6 protein-coding genes are annotated in these 4,212 nt (G+C 73.5%); 3 read left to right on the forward strand and 3 right to left on the reverse strand.

Annotated elements, in window-relative coordinates; all coding sequences use genetic code 11:
• Window positions 1-15: 15 nt before the first annotated feature.
• Complete coding sequence (locus MTP10_RS41760; RefSeq protein ID WP_310717448.1) at window positions 16-954, reverse strand: LysR family transcriptional regulator; 939 nt, start codon at window positions 952-954, stop codon at window positions 16-18.
• A gap of 115 nt (window positions 955-1,069) precedes the next feature.
• Between MTP10_RS41760 and MTP10_RS41765 the strand changes: the two genes are divergently transcribed.
• A complete protein-coding gene (locus MTP10_RS41765; RefSeq protein WP_310717449.1) occupies window positions 1,070-1,987 on the forward strand; it encodes an NAD(P)H-binding protein in 918 nt (305 codons plus the stop codon).
• Window positions 1,977-2,342 (forward strand): darcynin family protein, encoded by a 366-nt coding sequence (locus MTP10_RS41770; protein ID WP_310717450.1) that lies wholly within the window; start codon window positions 1,977-1,979, stop codon window positions 2,340-2,342. The genes MTP10_RS41765 and MTP10_RS41770 overlap by 11 nt, the downstream gene beginning before the upstream one ends.
• A 9-nt stretch (window positions 2,343-2,351) precedes the next feature.
• On the opposite strand, the gene MTP10_RS41775 is transcribed toward MTP10_RS41770, so the two are convergent.
• Window positions 2,352-2,831 carry a MarR family transcriptional regulator gene (locus MTP10_RS41775; RefSeq protein ID WP_310717452.1) on the reverse strand — a complete coding sequence of 160 codons (480 nt, stop codon included), beginning with the start codon at window positions 2,829-2,831 and terminating at the stop codon, window positions 2,352-2,354.
• A 60-nt stretch (window positions 2,832-2,891) separates the two neighbouring features.
• Here MTP10_RS41775 and MTP10_RS41780 point away from each other — a divergent pair, with 60 nt between their 5' ends.
• On the forward strand, window positions 2,892-3,719 hold the full coding sequence (locus MTP10_RS41780) for an SDR family oxidoreductase (protein ID WP_310717451.1): 828 nt from the start codon (window positions 2,892-2,894) through the stop codon (window positions 3,717-3,719).
• A gap of 117 nt (window positions 3,720-3,836) precedes the next feature.
• On the opposite strand, the gene MTP10_RS41785 is transcribed toward MTP10_RS41780, so the two are convergent.
• Window positions 3,837-4,212, reverse strand: a 376-nt coding sequence (locus tag MTP10_RS41785; protein ID WP_397334599.1) for an FAD-dependent oxidoreductase, incomplete at its 5' end; no start/stop codon positions are given.

Below are 4,212 nucleotides of genomic sequence, written 5' to 3' on the forward strand. Positions count from 1 at the left end.
GGATGCGCGTCTGGGCTAGTCCTCCCTGGCCGGACGGAGGACCCGGCGTACGGCGCCACGCAACCACTGGTGGGCCCCGTCGGCGGCGTGGCGCGGATGCCAGGCCATGCCGATCGTCAGGGGCGGCAACGGCAGCGGGATCTCCAGCAGGCGCAGTCCCAGGGCGTGCGCCGCGTCGCTGAGGGGAGAAGGGGGCTCGCCCGGCAGCGCGGCCGGCACCAGGCAGACCACGTCGCCGGCCGCGGCCAGCGCCATCGCCGCCAGGTGCCCGGGCAGGACGGCGCTGACCCGCCGGCTGAGCCCCTGCTCGGCCAGGGCCGCGTCCAGCGGGCCGGTGAAGCGTCCGCGGCGGCTGACCGCCACGTGCTCGGCCGCGGCCAGCCTGGCGGGCGTCAGGGTTCCTTCGGCGAGCCGGTGCCCGGCTCTCACGCCGGCGGCCATCCGCAGCGTGACCAGCTCCTCGACCCGGGTCTCCGGGTCGACGTGGTCGATGGCCCCCACCTCCAGGTCGACCCGGCCCTCGCGCAGCGCGGGGCCCGCCTCCCACTCCTCGGCCGACACCCGCAGCGAGACCCCTGGCGCCCGGCTCCGGGCCAGCCCGAGCAGACCCGGCGCCAGCGCCGCGCCGACCAGGTCCGAGGTCTGGACGGTGAAGGTGCGCCGCAACGTGGCGGGGTCGATCCCGCCGCTCGGCGTGAGCAGCGCCTCCAGCCGGCGCACCACAGCGGCGGCCTCGTCCCGCAGCGCCTCGGCCCGGGGCGTGGGGACCATCGCCTGTCCCGCCCGTACCAGCAGCGGGTCCTGGAGGACCCGGCGCAGCCGGGCCAGGGTGCGGCTCATCGCCGCGGGGGAGGTGTGCAGCCGCGCGGCGGCACGGGTGACGCTCTGCTCGGTCAGCAGGGCGTCGAGGGCGACGGCGAGGTTGGCGTCGAGGTTCGGGTCTGGGCTGCTCACCGGCATTATTCCGTTTCAGGCAATGATCGGATGCTGAAGTTCCCATTGTGGCAATGCGGCGCGGACCTGCAGGATCAAGGGGTTGCACCGATCCCCCAGAGACCGCGAGGTTTTCATGATCGTCATTACCGCCCCCACCGGCAACATCGGCCGGCGGCTGCTGTCGCTGCTGGTCGAGGCCGCGCCGGCACACGCAGAGGAGGTGCGCGTCGTGGTGCGCGACCCCGCCCGGCTGCCCGAGGCCGTGCGCGGACGGGTCGAGGTGGTCATCGGCTCGCACGGCGACGCCGCGACCGTCGAGCGTGCCTTCGCCGGGGCCGACGCCGTCTTCTGGCTGGTGCCGCCGGACGCCTCGCTCACGCCCGACGAGGCGTACAGCGGCTTCACCCGCCCGGCCGCGCGGGCGCTCGCCGCCCATGGCGTCGGCCATGTCGTCGGCATCTCGGCGCTCGGCCGCGGCACCCTGCACGCCGCCCGGGCCGGGCTGGTCACCGCCTCCCTGGCCATGGACGACCTGATCGCCGGCTCCGGCGTCGCCTACCGCGCCCTGGCCTGCCCGTCCTTCTTCGAGAACCTGCTGGAGGAGGCCGACTCGATCCGCGAGGACGGCGTCTTCACCGACACCGTCGCCGCGGACCGTCCGGCCCCGATGGTGGCCGTCGCCGACATCGCCGCGACGGCGGCCGGGCTGCTGCTGGACCGCTCCTGGACCGGCGTCGGCAGCGTTCCGGTGCTCGGTCCGCAGGACCTGTCGCCCGACGACCTGGCCCGCATCGTGACCGAGGAACTGGGCCGTCCGGTCCGCTACGTGCGTCAGCCGCTCGACGAGCTGCGGTCCACCCTGCTCGGCCACGGCCTCAATGAGGAGTTCGTCGAGGGCATGGTCGCCATGAAGCGCGCCAAGGACCAGGGCCTGGACTCGGGCGTCGACCGCTCGCCGCGGCAGGGTCCGGCCACCGCATTCGCGCAGTGGTGCGCGCACACTCTCAAGCCCGCCGTCCTCGCCACTTCGGAGGCAGCCGATGCCCGCTGATCGCACCGAGCCGCCGGTCACCGCGTTCATGCTGGTCAAGACGACGCCCGAGTGGCTGGCGATGACCGTGGCCGAACGCGTCCAGGCCTTCACCACCCAGGTCGTCCCGGTGATCGAGGCCCGCACCCGCGGCGTCCGCTCCCGCTTCTACGACACGGAGTTTTACTCGGCGCGGGTCACCGACATCTGGGTCTGGGAGGCGGACGACCACGACGCCTACCGGCTGCTGATCGACGCGCTGCGCGAGACCCCCTTCTGGGACCGCTACTTCGACGTCGTGGACCTGCTCGTGGGCACCGAGAACGGCTACGCCCGCACCTACGGTGTGGAGCCGCTGGCCACTCTCGCCACCTGACGCTCCCTCCTACCAGTTCCGCACCTCGTGGGCCCACGCGGTCAGCCCCGCCACGAACCCCTGCCTCTCCTGAGGCGACAGGTTGTCCAGGACGCGCAGCATGGGCGCGGCGCGAAGGGCGACGAACCGCTCCACCATGGCCCGATGGTGAGCGGCCAGCGACACCAGGGTGCGGCGGCGATCGGCCGGATCCTCCCGGCGCTCGACCAGCCCGGCCCGGCTGAGGTCGCCGACGAGCTCGCTCGCCGTCGGCAGCGACACGCCCATCCTGTCGGCCAGTTCGCTCACGCTCAGTGACGGTTCGGTCGTCAGCTGCGGAATGACCGCGCCGTGCCGGGCGGTGAGCCGATGGCTGCGGAAGATCTCCCGCAGTTCGTCCGGCATCTCGGCCTGAGCTCGCCGGAAGTAGACCTCCACCAGAGGCACGAAGCCGAGGGCCTCCTTGACCTCCTCGGGTCGTGGCAGTCGGGGAGTCGGGGCGTCGTCCATCACGACGACAGGATACAGTCTTGGTATCCAAACAGTTCGGATATCCGAAGTGAGGTAGCCGTGATACTGGTGACCGGGGCGACGGGCAACATGGGCCGTCATCTCGTGGACCTGCTGCTCCAGGCGGGGGAGCAGGTCCGCGCGATCAGCCGGAACCCGGAGCGGGCCGGCCTGCCCGACGACGTGGAGGTCGTCCGAGCCGACCTGTCCCGAGCGGAGGACCTGCGCCCCGCACTCAAGGGAGTGGACCGCGCGTTCCTGTTGCTGGCCGCCGGTCCGGCGCACGGCTTCCTGTCCGAGGCCGCGAAGGCCGGCCTCGGACACGTGGTGCTGCTGTCCGCGCTGGCGGTGACGATGAGGCAGGCGGGCGCGCTCGGCGGCGTCCACGCCGAGCACGAGCAGGCCGTGGCCAGGTCGGGGCTGCCGTGGACGTTCCTGCGCCCTGGCGCGTTCATGGCGAACGACCTGCGCTGGGCGCCCGGCATCAGGCACAACGGCGTGGTGCGCGCCCCCTTCGCCCAGGCCGCGACCGCGCCTGTCGATGACCGCGACATCGCCGCGGTGGCGGCGCGGACGCTGCTCGACGACGGGCACGCGGGCAAGGCGTACCAGCTCAGCGGACCCGCCTCGCTGACGACGGCCGAGCGGGTGCGGATCCTCGGCGAGGTCCTCGGCCGCGACCTGCGCCTCGAAGAACTGTCCCCCGCGCAGGCCCGTGCCGAGATGGTCGCGCACACCCCTGAGGTGGTCGTGGACTCGATACTCACGCTGTTCGCCTCGTTCGTCGGCAGGACCGCGGATGTGTCGCCGGCCGTACGGGAACTGACCGGCAGCGCTCCGCGCGCTTACGCCGACTGGGCGGCCCGGAACGCCGCGGCGTTCCGCTGACGGACGAGGGCGCCGGTCCAGGTCGTGCGCGAGATCGGCGTCACCGCTCCGACGGCGGCGCGATGCCGTCCGGCCCGCGAGGAGGATCGGACCCGGCGAGTGCCCCGCGCTCGGCGGTCAGGTCGGCTGGACGCTCTCGAAGAGGGCGAGGGCTTCGGCGGGGTCCGGGCTCACCAGGCGTTCCAGACCGGCCGTCGTGATCTCCGCCCACCTGCGGGCCCGTGCCCACATCCGTTCCTCGAAGGCGCGGACGGCCTCGTCCGGATCTCCAGGCCCGGCGGCGACGGACTCGGCCAGTTCGGCGCCTTCCAGCATCGCGAGGTTCGCGCCCGCCCCCAAGGGCGGCATCAGATGGGCGGCGTCGCCCAGGAGCGTCACCCCCGGGACGTGGGTCCAGGTGTGGGCCACGGGCAGGACGTGGACGGGGCGGTGGACGAAAGCGGTGCCGTGGCGGAGGAGGTCGAGGACGGGAGCGGCCCAGCCGTCGAACAGG

It is taken from the genome of Nonomuraea sp. 3-1Str (assembly GCF_031570565.1).
Lineage (GTDB): Bacteria > Actinomycetota > Actinomycetes > Streptosporangiales > Streptosporangiaceae > Nonomuraea.

Excerpts from the sequence above, each read along its gene's own strand:
- MTP10_RS41765 (WP_310717449.1), top strand. The coding sequence starts at position 1,070 with ATGATCGTCATTACCGCCCCCACCGGCAACATCGGCCGGCGGCTGCTG.
- MTP10_RS41770 (WP_310717450.1), top strand. The coding sequence starts at position 1,977 with ATGCCCGCTGATCGCACCGAGCCGCCGGTCACCGCGTTCATGCTGGTC.
- MTP10_RS41775 (WP_310717452.1), bottom strand. The coding sequence starts at position 2,831 with ATGGACGACGCCCCGACTCCCCGACTGCCACGACCCGAGGAGGTCAAG.